The organism is Streptomyces sp. A18, from assembly GCF_059026065.1.
Map to the genome: position 1 here is coordinate 25865 of NZ_JBWLKL010000048.1, position 18900 is coordinate 44764.

14 protein-coding genes are annotated in these 18900 nt (G+C 67.9%); 10 read left to right on the forward strand and 4 right to left on the reverse strand.

Going from position 1 to position 18900, the window contains the following annotated elements; translation table 11 throughout:
• Window positions 1-62: 62 nt before the first annotated feature.
• A complete protein-coding gene (locus tag AC5P1C_RS38605; RefSeq protein ID WP_493870648.1) occupies window positions 63-3542 on the reverse strand; it encodes an SCO5717 family growth-regulating ATPase in 3480 nt (1159 codons plus the stop codon).
• A 643-nt stretch (window positions 3543-4185) separates the two neighbouring features.
• On the opposite strand from AC5P1C_RS38605, the gene AC5P1C_RS38610 reads away from it, so the two are divergent.
• Window positions 4186-5670 carry an outer membrane protein assembly factor BamB family protein gene (locus tag AC5P1C_RS38610; protein WP_493870649.1) on the forward strand — a complete coding sequence of 495 codons (1485 nt, stop codon included), beginning with the start codon at window positions 4186-4188 and terminating at the stop codon, window positions 5668-5670.
• A 49-nt stretch (window positions 5671-5719) separates the two neighbouring features.
• Here AC5P1C_RS38610 and AC5P1C_RS38615 read toward each other — a convergent pair whose 3' ends face one another.
• Window positions 5720-6016: a DUF397 domain-containing protein gene (locus tag AC5P1C_RS38615; RefSeq protein ID WP_493870650.1), complete on the reverse strand. Its 297-nt coding sequence runs from the start codon at window positions 6014-6016 to the stop codon at window positions 5720-5722.
• Window positions 6017-6343: 327 nt separating this feature from the next.
• Between AC5P1C_RS38615 and AC5P1C_RS38620 the strand changes: the two genes are divergently transcribed.
• From AC5P1C_RS38620 to AC5P1C_RS38645, 6 genes are all read left to right on the forward strand, one after another.
• Entirely contained in the window at window positions 6344-7969 is a 1626-nt protein-coding gene (locus AC5P1C_RS38620) for an outer membrane protein assembly factor BamB family protein (RefSeq protein ID WP_493870651.1), read from the forward strand.
• 254 nt (window positions 7970-8223) lie between these two features.
• The gene (rpsO, locus tag AC5P1C_RS38625) at window positions 8224-8511 is read left to right on the forward strand and encodes a 30S ribosomal protein S15 (protein WP_160507553.1); all 288 of its coding nucleotides are present in this window, start codon (window positions 8224-8226) and stop codon (window positions 8509-8511) included.
• A 476-nt stretch (window positions 8512-8987) separates the two neighbouring features.
• On the forward strand, window positions 8988-11207 hold the full coding sequence (locus tag AC5P1C_RS38630) for a polyribonucleotide nucleotidyltransferase (protein WP_493870652.1): 2220 nt from the start codon (window positions 8988-8990) through the stop codon (window positions 11205-11207).
• Window positions 11204-12586, forward strand: a complete 1383-nt coding sequence (locus tag AC5P1C_RS38635) for a M16 family metallopeptidase (RefSeq protein WP_493870653.1) — start codon at window positions 11204-11206, stop codon at window positions 12584-12586. The genes AC5P1C_RS38630 and AC5P1C_RS38635 overlap by 4 nt, the downstream gene beginning before the upstream one ends.
• A 40-nt stretch (window positions 12587-12626) precedes the next feature.
• A complete protein-coding gene (gene dapB, locus AC5P1C_RS38640; protein ID WP_493870654.1) occupies window positions 12627-13379 on the forward strand; it encodes a 4-hydroxy-tetrahydrodipicolinate reductase in 753 nt (250 codons plus the stop codon).
• A 45-nt stretch (window positions 13380-13424) separates the two neighbouring features.
• The gene (locus tag AC5P1C_RS38645; RefSeq protein WP_493870655.1) at window positions 13425-13877 is read left to right on the forward strand and encodes a hypothetical protein; all 453 of its coding nucleotides are present in this window, start codon (window positions 13425-13427) and stop codon (window positions 13875-13877) included.
• A 9-nt stretch (window positions 13878-13886) separates the two neighbouring features.
• On the opposite strand, the gene AC5P1C_RS38650 is transcribed toward AC5P1C_RS38645, so the two are convergent.
• Together AC5P1C_RS38650 and AC5P1C_RS38655 are read right to left on the reverse strand one after the other, a co-directional pair.
• Window positions 13887-14447: an SCO5741 family PH domain-containing membrane protein gene (locus tag AC5P1C_RS38650; RefSeq protein ID WP_493870656.1), complete on the reverse strand. Its 561-nt coding sequence runs from the start codon at window positions 14445-14447 to the stop codon at window positions 13887-13889.
• A gap of 133 nt (window positions 14448-14580) precedes the next feature.
• Complete coding sequence (locus tag AC5P1C_RS38655; protein WP_160507559.1) at window positions 14581-14820, reverse strand: hypothetical protein; 240 nt, start codon at window positions 14818-14820, stop codon at window positions 14581-14583.
• A gap of 190 nt (window positions 14821-15010) precedes the next feature.
• On the opposite strand from AC5P1C_RS38655, the gene thyX reads away from it, so the two are divergent.
• From thyX to AC5P1C_RS38670, 3 genes are all read left to right on the forward strand, one after another.
• Complete coding sequence (gene thyX, locus AC5P1C_RS38660; protein WP_493870657.1) at window positions 15011-15751, forward strand: FAD-dependent thymidylate synthase; 741 nt, start codon at window positions 15011-15013, stop codon at window positions 15749-15751.
• Between the two features lie 190 nt (window positions 15752-15941).
• A complete protein-coding gene (gene dapA, locus AC5P1C_RS38665) occupies window positions 15942-16841 on the forward strand; it encodes a 4-hydroxy-tetrahydrodipicolinate synthase (protein WP_493870658.1) in 900 nt (299 codons plus the stop codon).
• A gap of 137 nt (window positions 16842-16978) precedes the next feature.
• On the forward strand, window positions 16979-18664 hold the full coding sequence (locus AC5P1C_RS38670; RefSeq protein WP_493870659.1) for a ribonuclease J: 1686 nt from the start codon (window positions 16979-16981) through the stop codon (window positions 18662-18664).
• Window positions 18665-18900 lie beyond the last annotated feature (236 nt).

Genomic DNA, 18900 nt, shown 5'->3' on the forward strand with positions numbered 1-18900 from the left:
AACGGACTGGGCCCGCACCAGGAGTCGGTGCGGGCCCAGTTGGGGGTCGACGGAGGGGAAGGCTACTGCTGAGGCGCTTCCGGTGCAGGTGGCTGCGGTTGCGGCTGCGGTTGCGGCTGATACGGCGCTCCGGGCTGGAACGGCTGCCCAGGCTGAACGGGCGGCGGGGCCTGCCCACCCTGAGGCTGACCGGGAGGCATCTGCCCCGGCTGCTGCGGCTGACCCTGCGGCGCCTGGAACGGCTGCCCCGGCCCGGGAGTCGCGGGCGCCTGCGGCGGGGCGGCGTTCTGCCACCCCTGCGGAGCCCCTGGCTGCTGGGGGTAGGGCTGCCCGCCGGGCTGGGGCTGCTGGGGCTGCGGGGGCTGCTGAGGAGAGTAAGGCTGCTGGGGAGCCTGCCCCGGATGCGGCGCCTGCCCAGGATGTGGAGCCTGCCCCGGATGCGGCGCCTGCCCAGGCACGGGCTGACCCTGACCGGGGTAGGCCCCCTGGCCAGGCAGGGGCGGAGCCACCACCGGCGGCGGATTGCCGTCGGAAGTCCAGAGCCCCTGCTGCTGCTGAGCCCGCACGAAGTCCTCGGCGACCATCGCCGAGAGATTGAAGTACGCCTCCCGCACCTTCGGCCGCATCATGTCGAGATCGACCTCGGCCCCGGCGGCAAGATGCTCGTCGAAGGGAATGACGACAACGCCCCGACACCGGGTCTCGAAGTGCGACACGATGTCGTCGACCTTGATCATCTTCCCGGTCTCGCGCACCCCCGAGATGACGGTGATGGAACGCGAGACAAGGTCGGCGTACCCGTGCGCGGACAGCCAGTCCAACGTCGTGGACGCACTGCTCGCGCCGTCCACGGAGGGCGTGGAGATAATGATCAGCTGATCGGCGAGATCGAGAACCCCTCGCATGGCGCTGTAGAGCAGCCCCGTACCCGAGTCGGTCAGGATGATCGGGTACTGCTTCCCCAGTACGTCGATGGCGCGCCGATAGTCCTCGTCGTTGAAGGTGGTGGACACGGCCGGATCGACGTCATTGGCGATGATCTCGAGCCCGGACGCGGCCTGCGAGGTGAAGCGCCGAATGTCCATGTACGAGTTGAGGTACGGGATCGCCTGGACGAGGTCACGAATGGTGGCCCCGGTCTCGCGGCGCACGCGGCGCCCGAGCGTACCGGCGTCGGGGTTGGCGTCGATGGCAAGGATCTTGTCCTGCCGCTCGGTGGCGAGAGTGGACCCGAGCGCGGTGGTGGTCGTGGTCTTGCCGACGCCACCCTTGAGGCTGATGACGGCGATGCGGTAGCAGGACAGAACCGGAGTCCGGATCAGCTCCAACTTCCGCTGCCGCTCGGCCTCTTCCTTCTTGCCGCCGATCTTGAACCGCGACCCGCCGGCCGCGGGCCGACTGCTCTTGGCCTTCGGCTTGGTGTTACGGAGCAGCCGGTCGGAGGAGAGCTCGACGGCCGCGGTGTAACCGAGCGGAGCCCCGGGGTTGGTCCGCTCCCGCTGATCGTGCTGCACGGCCTGCGGCCAGGCGGCACCGGTGCGGGGGTCGATGGGCGGCTGAGGCTGGCCCGGGGGCTGAGCTTGGGGCTGGGGCTGCGCTTGGGCCTGAGGCGGAGCTTGGGGCTGCTGCTGGGCCGGGAGCGGCGGCTGTTGCTGCTGCGGCGGCTGCGACTGCTGCGGCTGTACGGGAGCAGGCGGCTGTTGTTGCTGCGGCGGCTGCGGCTGCTGCGCTACGGCGGGCGGGAGCGGCTGCTGGGCGGCCTGGGGTGCGGGCGGCTGCGGGAAGCCGTAACTGCCTTGCGGGGCGGGGTAGTTGGGGTTGCCCGGGGCCGGTGTCGGGGCTGGGGCGCCTTGCTGGGGGAACCCGTAGCTGCCCTGCTGTGAAGGCGGGGCAGGAGCCGGAGCAGGCGCCGGAGCGGGGGCCTGCGGGAACCCATAACCAGCAGGCGGAACAGGCGCTTCAGGGGCGGGGGCGGAGGCGGGAGTGGGAGCAGGGGCCGGAGCAGGCACCCCGGCCTGCGGGAACCCGTACCCACTCGGAGGCGCCGGCGGAGTATCGGCAACCGGCGCGGGCGGAACCGGAGAGGGGGCCACGGGCCCGGTGGGCGAGGGCCAAGCCGGAGGCGCCTGCTGCTGTACGGGCGCGGGGTCGGGCGCAGGCGCGGGCTGAGCCTGCTGCGGCACCGGCGGCTGCACGGGCTCGGCAGCCGGCGTCGGCTCCGCGGGCTGGACAGGGACGGGCCACTGCGGCGCCGAGGTGGGCGCGGCGGGCTGGAAGGCGGGCGGCAGCGGCGGCAGCCCACCGTTCGGCGCGGGCGGCGGAGTCCAGGAGGGCGGCACGGAGTCCTGGACTTCGTCGACGGGCAGGGCAGGCACGGCGTCCTGAGGAACAGCGTCGTCAGGAGCGGCATCCTGCGGAACGGCATCACGGATCTCGTCCGCGACATCGAACGTGTCGGAAGCGTCGGAGCCATCGGCACCATCGACATCGACGTCCGAGTCCTCATCGTCCGACGACTCATCGACGTCCGCGTCCGGTTCAGACGCTTCGGCAGGCTCACCAGAAGGCGGGAGGTCGTAGGAGCTGTCGTCGGAGGAGACATCAGCGTCGGCAACGCCGTCATCACCGGACTCATCCAAGTCCAAGTCCAAGTCCAATTCCGAGTCTGCGTCCGAATCCGAATACGAATCCGAATCCGATTCAGAGCCCGAGCCCGAGCCCGAGGATGACGAGGAGGCAAGCTCACCCTCTTCGACATCAGCAGCGACATCATCGACACCGTCTACGTGATCTGCGTGATCGACATCGTCCCGCGGAGCCTCCGCGGCGGCTCGCTCCTCGATCTCCCGCTTCAGAGCGCCGGCGGAGAACCGCATGGTGGCGCCACTCTCAAGATCGCCACTGCTCTCGGCAAGGGGCTCAACGACAGGGGCAGGCGCGGAGGGCCCGGCCTCATGCCCCGGTTCCGGCTCCGGCTCCGATTCCGGCTCCGCCGGAACCTCAGGCTTAGGAACGACACCAGTCACATGCACGGAGGAGGCAACACCAGCAACGGCACCACTCCAGTCGGAAGCACCCCCGGAAGGAGCCTCCCCCTCAGGAGCGGCCGGAGCCGGAGAAGGGGCAGGAGCCGCAGCCGCAGAAGAAGCAGGCGCAGCCCAATCCGCATCCGGCCGTGCATCCGGCCGAGCCTGCGGCTGAAACCCGCTCCCCACAGGCAGCTTCGGCACAGCAGTAGGCAGCCCGACCGGCGGAGCCGGAGGCTCAGGAGCAACGGGCGGAGCGGCAGGCTCCGCAGAAGGCACAGCCGTAGGCGGAGGGACAGGGGGAGTGGCAGGCGAAGAAGCCGGCGCGGACGCGGGCGAGGAGGGCGACGCAGAGGGAGTCTCCCCCGCACTGCCGGACGCATTCTGCGTATACCAGGCAGGCGGGGCGTAGTCGATGGTGAACTCGCCCGTCGTCTCGGCAGCGGACTCCGCGTCGGACTGATCATCGACGGGTGTGTCCCAGCCCCCGCGGATCTCGTCCCGATCGCTGTTCACAATGCCTCCTGGTGTGGTCGAGCACCCTCGTGCCGTGGTGGGGGGCGACCGTTCCTGTCGTCCGATCCGCCTTGGCTCTCCCCGTTGTGGACGCGCACGACCCACTCGTGGGTTCTGGCGTCGCGCCCAGTCCCAGCCTAATCACCAAAAGCACCAGCACGGCAGGGCAGCCCACCCCACGAATGCTGTCCATTGCGTCACGCTCCCCGGGGGAGTGATCCACGTATCCGAAACGGTGACGGACAAACCACCCAACAAGTGACGAGTAGCCGCTAATTCGCGAGGTCACCCGACGATGCGTCGCACCGACCGCTCCCTCTGCGGCACACCCAACAATCCGGTCTCGACGCCCGCGATCAGCAAGCGACCTGCCCGGCCCCCTGCAGGCTCTCTGCCGGACACTTGGCGGGCGACCCGCACCCCACGCCCCGGCAGAGCATGCGCCTTCTGAGCTTGAGTGGGGGAACTCCTGTCCTGTGGCACGGAGTTGGCCGCGTTTGGGCCTGTGCGATGAATCAACGGTCCGGGCGTCCACGTACGATCACTTGCCTCCCCTCCCCGGAGCCGCCACATGGTCGGCTGCTGGCCTCATGCTGCTGCCTCCTCACCGGCTCCTCACCGACGTAGACAAGGACCTCGACACGTGAGCTTCGGCCCGCCTCCTTCTTCCTTCACCCAGTCCACGCTGGCGGCGGACGGGGCTCGCAGGAATCGTCGGAGGCGGCTGGTCGGCGTCTTGGTCGCTGTCGTCGTCGCTGTGCTGTGCGCCGGTGGTGGGTTCCTCTGGTTCGGGACCGGCGGCTCGACACCGGACGACGAGAAACCGGACACCACCCCGCAGGGCCGTCTCGACGTCAGGGAGACGGTCGAGGAGCCGCCCGCGACCGCGAAGGGCCAGATGGCCTTCCGGTTCTCCGTCGACGACATGAGCCCCGGCGAGCAGTACGAGACGCCGGGCACGTGGGCGACGGACAAGATCCTTGCCAAGGGCATCAACAGAACGCTCGTGGGCTTCAAGATGGGCGATGACGCGAGCACGGGTGACGAGACCTGGAGAACGCCACTCGCCGGTCCCATCTGTGGGGTGACCCGTCATGTGACCGTGGAAGGGCGCACGGCGGTGCTCCACAGATCCAAGAACGATCCCGAGGCACTGTGCAATCACGTCGCCTTCGTCGACATCGACACAGGGGAGAAGGTCTGGGAGAAGGAGTTCCCGACGTCCGAGAACATCTTCGGGCAGGACGCGACGAGCGTCTCGATGACGCGCGGCACCGTCGCTGTGACGTGGGGCAACGGCTCGGCGGCGTACGACATGGACACAGGGGACCGCCTGTGGAAGAAGAAGAGCGTCTCGGACTGCGATCACCAGGGCCTGGCAGGTGGCCGCGGTCTGCTCTTGGTGTTGTCCTGTTCCCACACCAAGGACGTGACGTACCAGGTGCAGAAGCTGAACCCTCGTACCGGCTACGCGACGTGGACGTACCAGGTCTCCGATGGTGTCAAGGGCGTCAATCTGCTGTCGGCCGAGCCCGCGGTCGTTGCTCTGGCCGCGGGCGACAACGACGTGACGCACCTGATCTCCCTCGACGACCACGGAAAGCGACGCGCGACCATCGGGCTGGAAGACGGTCGCTATGTCGTCAACTGCTTTACCGCGACGGGCTCCCATGCGGTCGACGACTGCCCCTCGACGGTGGTCAGTGACGACCAGGTCTTCGTCATGAGCCGTGAGGACCCGCACGGCGACATGATCAACAACGCGAATCGCATCGTGTCGTTCGACCTAGGGACGGGCAAGACCGTCAAGAAGTTCGAGTCGGGGAACGATCAGTTGCTCTATCCGCTGCGGATGAGCGGTGACCAGCTCCTCGCGTACCGGGAGAGCAGCGACCACATCTCGCCGATGGGAGTGGTGAGTCTGGACCCGCGGACCGGCAAGGAGACCCCGTACTTCTTCTTCGGCCTGCCCGTCGAGGGCTGGACGCTCGCCAGCATTGAACTGAGCGACATCGTCGTCCAGGATGGGCGGATCTTCTTCGGCAGCAGGCGGGCCTCAGGCCCCAGTGCCGAAAAGAAGAAGGAATGGTCGTGGCTGGTCATCGGCATCGAGGGCGCGAAGCGGTAGATCCGCACGGACTCTGGCGGGAGTGGGCCGCTGGCCGCTGCGGCCTCGGTCAGCCCGCGTCCTGGCCGCCCTCGCGCGGCGCAGGCTCAAGATCGAATTCCCCGTCCCGGGCTCCGAGCACGAAGGCCTGCCACTCCGCGTCCGTGTACCGCAGCACCGTCTCGGGCTCGAGCGAGGACCGCATGGCCACGGCGCCGTCCGGCAGGTATGCGATCTCGACCCGCTCCTCGTGTGTCTCGGTGCCCGGTGCGCTGTGCCACTCCACGCCGGAGATGTCGAGAGCGTAAAGCTCGTTCTTCTCGCGCTCCTTGCGAGCCTTGACGTCCTCGTCCTGTGCCTCGGCCATGGCGCAACGGCCCCTTCCAGATGAGCGAACCAACCGTCGGCTCAGCCTACTTGGCAGGCCGGAAGGTACGCAGCCCAATGACCTCGCCACCAGGGGTCCCGGCCTCGGCCTCGCAAACCCTGAACAGAGGGTGGCGGAAGCGCGGAGATAAGGTGACGCGCGCATCACGCGGAACCTGAACCAGGGGGTATTCAAGGTGAGTTCGCCAGCTGTGGCCGGCTCGTACCAGGGCCACTGTCGTCGTGTCCGACGACCCTTCCGGCGGCCGGTCGCCCCGTTGAACTTGTGGGTCGCGACCAACCTTCGATGTCAGAAAGGCTCTGCAGCGTGAGCTCCGGCCCCACCCCTTCCCCCTTCACCCAGTCCGTCCTGAGCGCGGACGAGGCGAACAAGAAGCGCCGTATGAGGGCGCTGGCCGTCCTGCTGGCAGTAGTGGTCCTGTCCACGGGCGGCGGCATCCTCTTGGCGGCCGCCGACGACGATCAGCAACAGTCGAAGAAGCCGACTGTCGTCCGGCAGGCACCGGACGAAATCCGGGACACGGTGGAGAAGGCCCCGCGAAATCCTGAGGGCAGCCTCGCCGTCGACTACAACGAGAAAGAGTTCAAGAAGAGGTTCGGGCGCGAGTCCGTGTACGCGCCCGGTGCGTGGGCGACGGACAAGAACTTCGTCAGAGGGACCGGCAGCACACTCAAGGGCTTCAAATTCGGCACGTTCGAGGAGGACTGGTCCACCGAGTTGACCGGGCCGATATGCGACACCACGCGCCATGTCACCGCCGATGGACGCACGGCCCTACTCCTTCAGGAACGTGAGGACAAAGGGGCTAAGGGCGACGACGGCAAGGCCAAGGGCGAAGGCAAGAAGGACAAGGACAAGAAGGGCAAGGGCAAGGGCAAGGGCAAGAAGGGCAAGGGCAAGGGCAAGAAGGGCAAGGGCAAGGGCAAGAAGGGCAAGGGCAAGAAGGGCAAGGGCAAGGACGTCCCGGCCGGCGACCCGGACAAGTACTCCTGCAACCAACTGGCCTTCTTCGACCTGAACACCGGCAAGAAGCTGTGGCAGGTGAAGCTGCCCGACGCCAAGGGAGCGTTCGCGCCGAACACCAACGTGACCATGACGCGTGGCACGGTCGCCGTGGCATGGGGCCATGGCTCGGTCGCGTACGACATGAAGCGCGGTCGGGAGCTGTGGACGAGTTCGGCTTCGGCGGAGTGTCAGGATCTGGGCTTCGCTGGAGGGCGAGACCTCCTCGCCCTGACCCAGTGCGGGGATGCCGAGGAGCCCCGGTTCAAGGTCCAGAAAGTGATCCCCGGGACAGGCAAGCCGGAGTGGACGTACAAGGTGGCTCGTGGGGTCGAGCGCGTCTACTTGGTGTCGTCCGACCCTGCGGTGCTGGCCGTCTCGACCGCAGAGTCCACGGTGACGGACTTGATCACTCTCGATGAGCGAGGCGAGTACCGGGCCACGATCGACATGCCGGAAGGCCGCTTCATCGACAATTGCCACAAGCCGCTCTTCGGGGCTGTGGAGACATGCGACTCGATCGTGGTCGGGCGGAAGCAGCTGTTTCTGGCTACCGCCGAGGGGGCGGACGCGGACAGCTGGATCGTCTCGTACGACCTCGGTACCGGGAAGACCGTCAAAAAATTCGACTCGAAGGCGAATCGCCCGATGTATCCCTTGCGGGTGAGCGGCGGCAAGCTGCTCGCGTTCCGGCCGAGCGGCGATGGCGTGGCACCGGCCGCCGTGGTGAGTCTGGACCCGCGTACAGGCGAGGAGATCCCGTACCTGCTCTTCGGGATGCCGGACCGCATCATGATGGAGGATCCGGCGGAGAACGAGATCATCGTCGAGCACGGCCGGGTCTTCTTCGCCCCCAAGGAACTGTCCGCGGTGGACAGCGGCCCCTGGGAGGGGATGGCCTTCGGCGCGCTGGGGATCGAAAGGGCCTGACACGAGGGCCTGACGCGAGGGGCCTGTCCTGCGGCAAGCCTGAACCGCTGCGGGGGTCCGGACCGGAGCCCTGTCAGACCTCCACAAGCAGACTGGTACCCTGTGTAGCGGCCGTATGTGTACGCGTCCCCGGACCCCCTCCACGAGGACCTGGAGACAGCGCCCAGCGGACCTCGCCTCCCGAGTTATGGAAGCTCCCCTGCGATTTAGACCAGGGGCACTCGGTGGCCACGAAAAGACTACGAGGAGTAAGCGTGTCGCTCGACGCCGCTACGAAGAAGCAGATCATGACCGAGTTCGGCCAGAAGGAGGGCGACACCGGCTCCCCCGAGGTCCAGGTCGCCATGCTCTCCCGCCGGATCTCGGACCTGACCGAGCACCTCAAGACCCACAAGCACGACCACCACTCCCGTCGTGGTCTGCTGATCCTGGTCGGTCAGCGTCGCCGTCTGCTGCAGTACCTGGCCAAGAAGGACATCAAGCGCTTCCGTGCGCTGGTGGACCGTCTGGGCATCCGTCGCGGTGCGGCAGGCGCCAAGTAAGACTCGTGAAGATCGTGAAGGGAGCGGTTCCCACGCAAGAGGGGACCGCTCCCTTTGCTGTATCCAAGCGTGCCGTACGTGATGTAAGTGGTGTACGCATGCTGGATGTGCGCATGCTCTACATGCGAAGTGTCACCAGCGCTTTGTAGTCTGGTCGCACAACGTCATAGACAACGTCATACGCACACCCCATACCGGACTGGGCAGAATCGGACTGCACGGTTCGGAGACGTAACGGCGTCGCACATGGCGACGAGACGACGTCAACCGAACGAGGAGAAGCGCACCTCAAGGAAAGCCGCCGCCGGTCCTCGGTAGTGGCCCCCGGGGTCAGCGTGACGTCCCAGAGATGTCGCGAGACCCCCGGGAGCTTCGATCGAAGACCGGCCCGCACCAGTAGGAGCGCTTCTCCGCCACCGTCCCCGTGCCACACGGGCCAAGGGGACGAAAGACGACAAGTAACGGAGAAAACGCTAGTGGAGAACGAGACCCACTACGCCGAGGCTGTTATCGACAACGGCACTTTCGGCACCCGCACCATCCGCTTCGAGACGGGCCGCCTGGCCAAGCAGGCCGCAGGCTCCGCCGTCGCGTACCTGGACGACGACACCATGGTGCTGTCGGCCACCACCGCTTCCAAGCGGCCCAAGGACCAGCTCGACTTCTTCCCCCTGACGGTGGACGTCGAGGAGCGGCAGTACGCCGCGGGCAAGATCCCTGGCTCCTTCTTCCGCCGTGAGGGTCGGCCCTCCGAGGACGCGATCCTCACCTGCCGCCTGATCGACCGGCCGCTGCGTCCTTCCTTCAAGAAGGGTCTGCGCAACGAGATCCAGATCGTCGAGACGATCATGGCGCTCAACCCCGACCACCTGTACGACGTGGTCGCGATCAACGCCGCCTCCTGCTCCACGCAGCTGGCCGGCCTGCCCTTCTCGGGCCCGATCGGCGGCACGCGTGTCGCGCTGATCAAGGGCCAGTGGGTCGCCTTCCCGACGCACACCGAGCTCGAGGACGCCGTCTTCGACATGGTGGTCGCCGGTCGCGTCCTCGAGGACGGCGACGTCGCGATCATGATGGTCGAGGCCGAGGCCACCGAGAAGACCATCCAGTTGGTGAAGGACGGCGCCGAGGCCCCCACCGAGGAGGTCGTCGCCGCCGGTCTCGAGGCCGCGAAGCCCTTCATCAAGGCGCTCTGCAAGGCCCAGTCGGACCTCGCCGCCAAGGCCGCCAAGCCCACCGGCGAGTTCCCGGTCTTCCTGGACTACCAGGACGACGTCCTGGAGGCCCTGACCGCCGCCGTGAAGTCGGAGCTCTCCCAGGCGCTGACCATCGCCGGCAAGCAGGAGCGCGAGACCGAGCTCGACCGCATCAAGGAGATCGCCTCCGAGAAGCTGCTCCCGCAGTTCGAGGGCCGCGAGAAGGAGATCTCCGGTGCGTACCGCGCGCTGACCAAGAAGCTGGTCCGCGAGCGCGTCATCAAGGACAAGGTCCGCATCGACGGCCGTGGCCTGACCGACATCCGTACGCTCGCGGCCGAGGTCGAGGCCATCCCGCGCGTGCACGGCTCGGCGCTGTTCGAGCGTGGCGAGACCCAGATCCTGGGCGTCACCACCCTCAACATGCTCCGCATGGAGCAGCAGCTCGACACCCTCTCCCCGGTGACGCGCAAGCGCTACATGCACAACTACAACTTCCCGCCGTACTCGGTCGGCGAGACCGGCCGCGTCGGTTCGCCCAAGCGCCGCGAGATCGGCCACGGCGCGCTCGCCGAGCGCGCGATCGTGCCGGTGCTCCCCTCGCGCGAGGACTTCCCGTACGCGATCCGTCAGGTCTCCGAGGCCCTCGGTTCGAACGGCTCGACGTCCATGGGCTCGGTCTGCGCCTCGACGATGTCGCTGCTCAACGCCGGTGTGCCGCTGAAGGCCGCCGTCGCAGGTATCGCCATGGGTCTGATCTCCCAGGAGATCGACGGTCAGACGCACTACGTCGCCCTCACCGACATCCTCGGTGCGGAGGACGCGTTCGGTGACATGGACTTCAAGGTCGCCGGTACGAAGCAGTTCGTGACCGCGCTCCAGCTCGACACCAAGCTCGACGGCATCCCCGCCTCGGTCCTGGCCGCCGCGCTGAAGCAGGCCCGTGACGCGCGTCTGCACATCCTGGACGTCATGAACGAGGCGATCGACGTTCCGGACGAGATGTCCCCGAACGCGCCGCGCATCATCACGGTCAAGATCCCGGTGGACAAGATCGGTGAGGTCATCGGCCCGAAGGGCAAGATGATCAACCAGATCCAGGAGGACACCGGCGCCGACATCACGATCGAGGACGACGGCACCATCTACATCGGTGCCGCCGACGGACCGGCCGCCGAGGCCGCCCGCGCCACGATCAACGGCATCGCCAACCCGACCATGCCGGAGGTCGGCGAGCGCTACCTGGGCACCGTCGTGAAGACGACGACCTTCGGCGCGTTCGTGTCCCTGCTCCCGGGCAAGGACGGTCTGCTGCACATCTCGCAGATCCGCAAGCTCGCCGGCGGCAAGCGCGTGGAGAACGTCGAGGACGTCCTCGGTGTGGGCCAGAAGGTCCAGGTCGAGATCGCCGAGATCGACTCCCGCGGCAAGCTCTCCCTCATCCCCGTGGTCGAGGGCGAAGAGGGCGACGACGACACGAAGGACGACACCGACAAGTGACGTCGCGTAGCACCACGACGACGGCCCGCCCCTCTTCGGAGGGGCGGGCCGTCGCCCGTACCCAAACCCTCCTCAAGGGCAAGGACGGCATCGGCACGGTCCGCCGTACGACGCTGCCGGGCGGCCTGCGCGTCGTCACCGAGACCCTGCCATCCGTACGCTCCGCGACCTTCGGGATCTGGGCGAATGTCGGCTCGCGCGACGAGACCCCGGCCCTGAACGGCGCCACCCACTACTTGGAGCACCTGCTCTTCAAGGGCACCAAGAAGCGCAGCGCCCTCGACATCTCGGCCGCGCTCGACGCGGTCGGCGGCGAGATGAACGCGTTCACGGCGAAGGAGTACACGTGCTACTACGCACGCGTGCTCGACACCGACCTGCCGCTGGCCATCGACGTCGTCTGCGACATGCTGACGGGCTCCCTGATCCTCCAGGAGGACGTCGACGCCGAGCGCGGCGTCATCCTCGAAGAGATCGCGATGACCGAGGACGACCCGGGCGACTGCGTGCACGACCTGTTCGCGCACACGATGCTCGGCGACACCCCCCTCGGCCGCCCGGTCCTCGGCACGGAGGAGACGGTCAACGCCCTCACCGCGGACCGGATCCGCCGCTTCTACAAGAAGCACTACGACCCCACGCACCTGGTGGTCGCCGCCGCGGGCAACATCGACCACAACAAGGTCGTACGCCAGGTCCGTGCCGCCTTCGAGAAGGCCGGCGCCCTCCACCGCACCGACGCGACGCCGGTCCTCCCGCGCCAGGGTTCCCGCGCACTGCGCACGGCGGGCCGCGTCGAGGTCATCAACCGCAAGACCGAGCAGGCCCACGTCATCCTCGGCATGCCGGGCCTGGCCCGCACGGACGAGCGCCGCTGGGCCATGGGCGTCCTGAACACCGCGCTCGGCGGCGGCATGTCGTCCCGCCTCTTCCAGGAGGTCCGCGAGAAGCGTGGCCTGGCCTACAGCGTGTACTCGTACACGTCGGGCTTCGCCGACACCGGCCTCTTCGGTGTGTACGCGGGCTGCCGCCCGAGTCAGGTGCACGACGTACTGAAGATCTGCCGCGACGAACTCGACCAGGTCGCGCAGAACGGCCTGAGCGACGACGAGATCGGCCGCGCGATCGGCCAGCTCGCGGGCTCCACCGTCCTCGGTCTCGAGGACACGGGCGCGCTGATGAACCGCATCGGCAAGAGCGAGCTGTGCTGGGGCGAGCAGATGTCGGTCGACGACATGCTGGCCAAGATCGCGGCGGTCACCCCGGACGAGGTCCGCGAGGTCGCCCGTGACGTCCTCGGACGCCACCGTCCGTCGCTGTCGGCCATCGGCCCGCTCAAGGACAAGCAGGCCGCACGCCTGCACGAAGCGGTCTCGTAACTCCTCAGCGGTCTCCCAACCCCCTTAAGGAATCAGGTACATGAGCAAGCTGCGCGTGGCGGTCGTCGGAGCCAAGGGCCGGATCGGCTCCGAGGCCGTCCGGGCCGTCGAAGCGGCCGACGACCTGGAACTGGTCGCGGCGCTGGGCCGGGGCGACAAGCTGGACACGCTGGTGGAGACCGGCGCCCAGGTCGCGGTCGAACTGACCAACCCCGACTCGGTGATGGGCAACCTCAACTTCTGCGTGCGGCACGGCATCCACGCCGTCGTCGGTACGACGGGCTGGACCGACGACCGCATCGCGCAGCTGGAGACCGCCCTTGCCGCATCGCCGGAGACGGGCGTCCTGATCGCCCCGAACTTCTCCATCGGCGCGGTCCTCACCATGAAGTTCGCGCAGATCGCGGCGCCGTACTTCGAGTCCGTCGAGGTCGTCGAGCTGCACCACCCGAACAAGGCCGACGCCCCCAGCGGCACCGCCACGCGCACCGCCCAGCTCATCGCCGAGGCCCGCCGCGATGCGGGCAGCGCCCCGCAGCCCGACGCCACCTCGACCGCGCTCGACGGCGCCCGCGGCGCGGACGTCGACGGTGTGCCGGTGCACTCCGTGCGGCTGCGCGGCCTCCTGGCCCACCAGGAGGTGCTGCTCGGCGGCGAGGGCGAGACCCTCACCGTCCGGCACGACTCGCTGCACCACAGCAGCTTCATGCCGGGCATCCTGCTCGGCGTACGCCGTGTGGTGAGCACTCCGGGCCTGACGTTCGGCCTGGAACACTTCCTGGATCTGAACTGACGCGAGCCGAACCGAGCTGAACCGAACCGAGCTGAACTGACCGTCATGCGAGCAAAGATCACTTACGCCGTCACGGCTGCCGTCCTGGTCGTCTACTTCGTCCTGGTCGGCAGCCGCGGCGTGCTCCTGATACAGCACGGCACCGCGCTCACCATCACCTTCGGTGTCGCGGTGCTCATCCTGCCGTTCATCGGCGTCTGGTTCCTCTGGAAGAACACGCAGTTCGTCCGGCGCGCCAATCGCCTCGCCGCCGAGCTGGAGGCCGAGGGCGGCCTGCCCGTCGACGAGTTGAAGCGCACGCCCGGCGGCCGTATCGACCGCGACTCGGCCGACGAGGTCTTCGCGAGGCGCAAGGCCGAGACCGAGGACGCGCCGGACGACTGGCGCTGCTGGTTCCGCCTCGCCGTCGCCTACCACGACGCCCGTGACACCCCGCGCGCGCGGCAGGCGATGCAGCGCGCGATCGCGCTGCACGCGGGCAGGCCGGTGAACGTCTAGCGCTCGGGATCAGGCGGTGCGCCGGTACTCGTCGGCCCACACCTCGATGGAGTCCGCCGCCCGGTTGAAGGCCTCGTGCCGGGCGAGGAAGTCGGCATTGCGGTCGGTGAGCAGGAAAGACGGGCCGTCGGCCCGCTGATCCCGGCGTACGAGGATGAGCGCCTGCCCCTGGACGGTGCGGGGCAGCCCGAGCCACCGCACGGGCTGCTGCGTCGTACGCACGGTCACGACCTGCGCCCACGGCACGGTCTGCGTCGTCAGGAAGGCCACGCGACGCAATCCGTGCGCGCTCACCCAGGTGCCCATCCGCAGCAGCCGCAGCGCGCTCACGATGATGACCGTCGCGAGGCCCGCGCAGAGCGCAGCACCCGCCAGTGAGTCCGCGAACGCGATGATCACAGCGGCGACGAGGACATACGAGGCGAGCAGCAGGAGCAGCGCTGCCGCCCCCACGCGCCACGGGCCCGGCCGGTAGGGCCGCCGCCAGTTGTCGCGATCGTCGAACGGCAGCGCGGCGTCGTCCGCTGCCTCGTCAAAGGCGCGGTCCGCCGTCAGGAAGGGCAGGGGCACGACTGAATCCTCACTCAATCCACGCACGGGCTGTGCCCGGTGAGGCTACCGAGCCCTGCTCGCGGCTACCACCCTTGGGGGGCCATGGGGGTACCTCCCACGCCATTAGGGCAGTGGGGGAGAGTCAGGGGCGTCATCGGCCGTCCGAGGCCTCGGACTGCTGGTTCTGCGCCGGTGACTGATCGGGTGACAGGGCGGGCATGCCGAACAGCAGAGAGCCTGCGAGTCCGGCGACCACGACGAGGCCGACCAGGGTGCGGCCCACGACCTGAGCGGCCGAAGCGCGCTCTCGGGGTGGGGGAGTGACATTGCTGCGGAACTTGTCGGCTTCGGCGATGAAGGCGAACGGGACTGGCTCGCGCCGACGGAACATGGGGTGCGTTTCTCCTCACGCGAATCGAACTTGACTCTGTTGTCCAGTCAGACGCTCGAAACGCCCAAATGGTGCCCGCTTTCGCCAAATTCGCCGAAGATTGTCGTGGCGAGGCACCGCACGGCCGATTGTCAGTGCCGGGCCATAGAGTGGGCGCCGCCCGAGTGATGCACATGGAAGGACCCCGCCAGTGAGCGAGACCGCCACCGAAGACCTCAAGCCCGGCTTCCGCAGTGAGGTCACCGTCGAGTTGGTGAAGCATGCCGCGACCGACTCCGACGTCCTGTGGGCAGCCCGTGTCTCCACTGCCGGGGAGCAGTCCCTGGAGGAGCTCCAGAAGGACCCCGAGCGCTCCAAGGGCTTGATCAATTACCTGATGCGGGACCGCCACGGCAGCCCCTTCGAGCACAACTCGATGACGTTCTTCATCAGCGCCCCGATCTTCGTCTTCCGCGAGTTCATGCGACACCGAGTGGGCTGGTCGTACAACGAAGAGTCGGGCCGCTACAGGGAGCTCCAGCCGACGTTCTACGTCCCGGACGAGTCCCGCAAGCTGGTCCAGGAAGGCCGCCCCGGGAAGTACGTCTTCGTGGAGGGCACCCAGGCCCAGCAGGAGCTCACGGGCCGCGTCATGGAGGACTCGTACCGCCAGGCGTACGAGGCGTATCAGGAGATGCTCGCCGCCGGCGTCGCCCGCGAAGTCGCCCGCGCGGTCCTTCCGGTAGGCCTCTTCTCCTCGATGTACGCGACGTGCAACGCCCGTTCGCTGATGCACTTCCTCGGCCTGCGTACGCAGCACGAGCTCGCCAAGGTCCCGTCCTTCCCGCAGCGGGAGATCGAGATGGTCGGCGAAAAGATGGAGGAGCACTGGGCCAAGCTCATGCCCCTCACGCACGCGGCCTTCAACGGCAACGGACGTGTGGCTCCGTAAGGCACTGATGTACGGGTGGGCTGAGTGAGGTGTCCGTATTGCGGCATTTCGAGAAGTTCATCTAGCCTGATCAAACGGACCCGGCACTGCTTGAACCCCCGAGCAGGCAGTGCCGGGCTCCTCACTTGTCAGGCCCGCACACATCCCCCGAGGGGGGACCACGCGCTGAGCAGCGAGTAGCGTGTTACCCATGGCTCCGACCTCCACTCCGCAGACCCCCTTCGGCAGGGTCCTCACCGCTATGGTCACGCCCTTCACGGCGGACGGCGTACTCGACCTCGACGGCGCGCAGCGGCTCGCCGCCCACCTGGTGGACGCAGGCAATGACGGCCTCGTCATCAACGGCACCACCGGCGAGTCCCCGACCACCAGCAACGCGGAGAAAGCCGAGCTCGTACGAGCCGTAGTGGAAGCAGTCGGAGACCGCGCCCACGTGGTCGCGGGCGTCGGCACGAACGACACCCGCCACAGCATCGAGCTCGCCCGCGACGCCGAGCGTGTGGGCGCCACCGGCCTCCTGACGGTCACGCCGTACTACAACAAGCCCCCGCAGGAGGGCCTGCTCCGGCACTTCACCGCGATCGCCGACAGCACCGAGCTGCCGGTCATGCTCTACGACATCCCGGGCCGCAGTGGCGTACCGATCAACACCGAGACGATCGTCCGCCTCGCCCACCACCCCCGGATCGTCGCCAACAAGGACGCCAAGGGCGACCTCGGCCGCGCCAGCTGGGCCATCGCCCGCTCCGGCCTCGCCTGGTACTCAGGCGACGACATGCTGAACCTCCCGCTGCTCTCCGTCGGCGCCTGCGGCTTCGTCTCCGTCGTGAGCCACGTAGTCACCCCGGAGCTGCGCGCGATGATCGACGCGTACACCACGGGTGACGTGCAGAAGGCCACCGAGATCCACCAGAAGCTGCTCCCGGTCTTCACGGGCATGTTCCGTACGCAGGGTGTGATCACCACGAAGGCGGCGCTCACCCTGCAGGGCCGCCCCGCGGGACCGCTGCGGCTGCCCCTGGTCGAGCTGTCGCCCGAGGAGACCCACCAGCTCAAGATCGATCTCGCCGCCGGCGGGGTACAGCTCTGAATCACAGACTTCACAACTGAATACGAGAAACACCGCAGGACACCGTCCTGCACCCACACCAGACAACTGCTACTGCACGAACGTCATGCGCGCCACGTGCCCTAGAGGTACGTGGCGCGTGTGGTGAGGAGAGTCTTTTGAGTCATCCGCATCCTGAACTCGGCGCCCCGCCGAAGCTCCCGAAGGGCGGCCTGAGGGTCACCCCGCTGGGCGGCCTCGGTGAGATCGGCCGCAACATGACCGTCTTCGAGTACAACGGTCGCCTGTTGATCGTCGACTGCGGAGTGCTCTTCCCCGAGGAGGAGCAGCCCGGAATCGACCTGATCCTGCCGGACTTCACGTCCATCAGGGACCGCCTCGACGACATCGACGGCATCGTGCTCACGCACGGCCACGAGGACCACATCGGCGGTGTCCCGTATCTCCTGCGCGAGAAGCCGGACATCCCGCTGATCGGCTCCAAGCTGACCCTCGCGCTCATCGAGGCGAAGCTCCAGGAGCACCGCATCCGTCCGTACACGCTCGAGGTCACCGAGGGCGACCGCGAGCGCCTCGGCCCGTTCGACTGCGAGTTCATCGCGGTCAACCACTCCATCCCGGACGCCCTGGCCGTCGCCGTCCGCACCCCCGCGGGCATGGTGGTCGCCACCGGCGACTTCAAGATGGACCAGCTGCCGATGGACGGCCGCCTCACCGATCTGCACGCGTTCGCGCGGCTGAGCGAGGAGGGCATCGACCTCCTTCTCTCCGACTCGACGAATGCCGAGGTCCCGGGCTTCGTCCCGCCGGAGCGCGACATCTCGAACGTGATCCGGGGCGTCTTCGCCGGCGCCCAGAAGCGGATCATCGTCGCGAGCTTCGCCAGCCACGTCCACCGCATCCAGCAGATCCTGGACGCCGCCCACGAGTACGGCCGCAGGGTCGCCTTCGTCGGCCGCTCCATGGTCCGCAACATGGGAATCGCCCGGGACCTCGGCTACCTCAAGGTCCCGCCGGGCCTGGTCGTCGACGTCAAGACCCTGGACGACCTGCCGGACCACGAGGTCGTGCTCGTCTGCACGGGCTCGCAGGGTGAACCGATGGCCGCCCTCTCCCGGATGGCCAACCGCGACCACCAGATCCGCATCGTCCAGGGCGACACGGTGATCCTGGCGTCGTCGCTCATCCCCGGCAACGAGAACGCGGTCTACCGCGTGATCAACGGACTGACCCGCTGGGGAGCGAACGTCGTCCACAAGGGCAACGCGAAGGTGCACGTCTCCGGCCACGCGTCGGCCGGTGAGCTCCTGTACTTCTACAACATCTGCAAGCCCAAGAACCTGATGCCGGTACACGGCGAATGGCGCCACCTGCGGGCCAACGCCGAGCTGGGCGCCCTCACCGGCGTCCCGCACGACCGCATCGTGATCGCCGAGGACGGCGTCGTCGTCGACCTCGTCGAGGGCAAGGCGAAGATCGTCGGCAAGGTCCAGGCCGGATACGTCTATGTCGACGGCCTCTCGGTCGGCGACGTCACGGAGTCCTCGCTCAAGGACCGCAGGATCCTCGGGGACGAGGGCATCATCTCGGTATTCGTGGTGGTGGACTCCAGCACCGGCAAGATCACCGGGGGCCCGCACATCCAGGCCCGCGGCTCCGGCATCGACGACTCGGCTTTCACCGCCGTCATGCCGAGGGTCCAGGAGGTCCTCGAGAAGTCGGCCCAGGACGGCGTCGTGGAGCCCCACCAGCTGCAGCAACTCATCCGCCGCACGCTGGGCAAGTGGGTCTCGGACAACTACCGCCGACGCCCGATGATCCTTCCGGTCGTCGTCGAGGTCTGACCCGACACCGCGTGAACTAGGAGCGGGGCGCCTCGATTTGCATCGGGGCGCCCCGCTCCAGTACGTTTACGTCTCCGCCTGAACGGGAAGCACCCGGCACTCACGTGCCCGGAGCACCACCGAACAGGGCGGGGAATTCCGACTCAGAATCTCTGATAAAGTCGGAACCGCCGGAAAGGGAAACGCGAAAGCCGAAAGGCCGGAGCGGGAACCGGAAAGGCACCGAGGAAATCGGA

Excerpts from the sequence above, each read along its gene's own strand:
- dapA (WP_493870658.1), top strand. The coding sequence starts at position 15,942 with ATGGCTCCGACCTCCACTCCGCAGACCCCCTTCGGCAGGGTCCTCACC.
- dapB (WP_493870654.1), top strand. The coding sequence starts at position 12,627 with ATGAGCAAGCTGCGCGTGGCGGTCGTCGGAGCCAAGGGCCGGATCGGC.
- AC5P1C_RS38655 (WP_160507559.1), bottom strand. The coding sequence starts at position 14,820 with ATGTTCCGTCGGCGCGAGCCAGTCCCGTTCGCCTTCATCGCCGAAGCC.
- AC5P1C_RS38615 (WP_493870650.1), bottom strand. The coding sequence starts at position 6,016 with ATGGCCGAGGCACAGGACGAGGACGTCAAGGCTCGCAAGGAGCGCGAG.
- AC5P1C_RS38645 (WP_493870655.1), top strand. The coding sequence starts at position 13,425 with ATGCGAGCAAAGATCACTTACGCCGTCACGGCTGCCGTCCTGGTCGTC.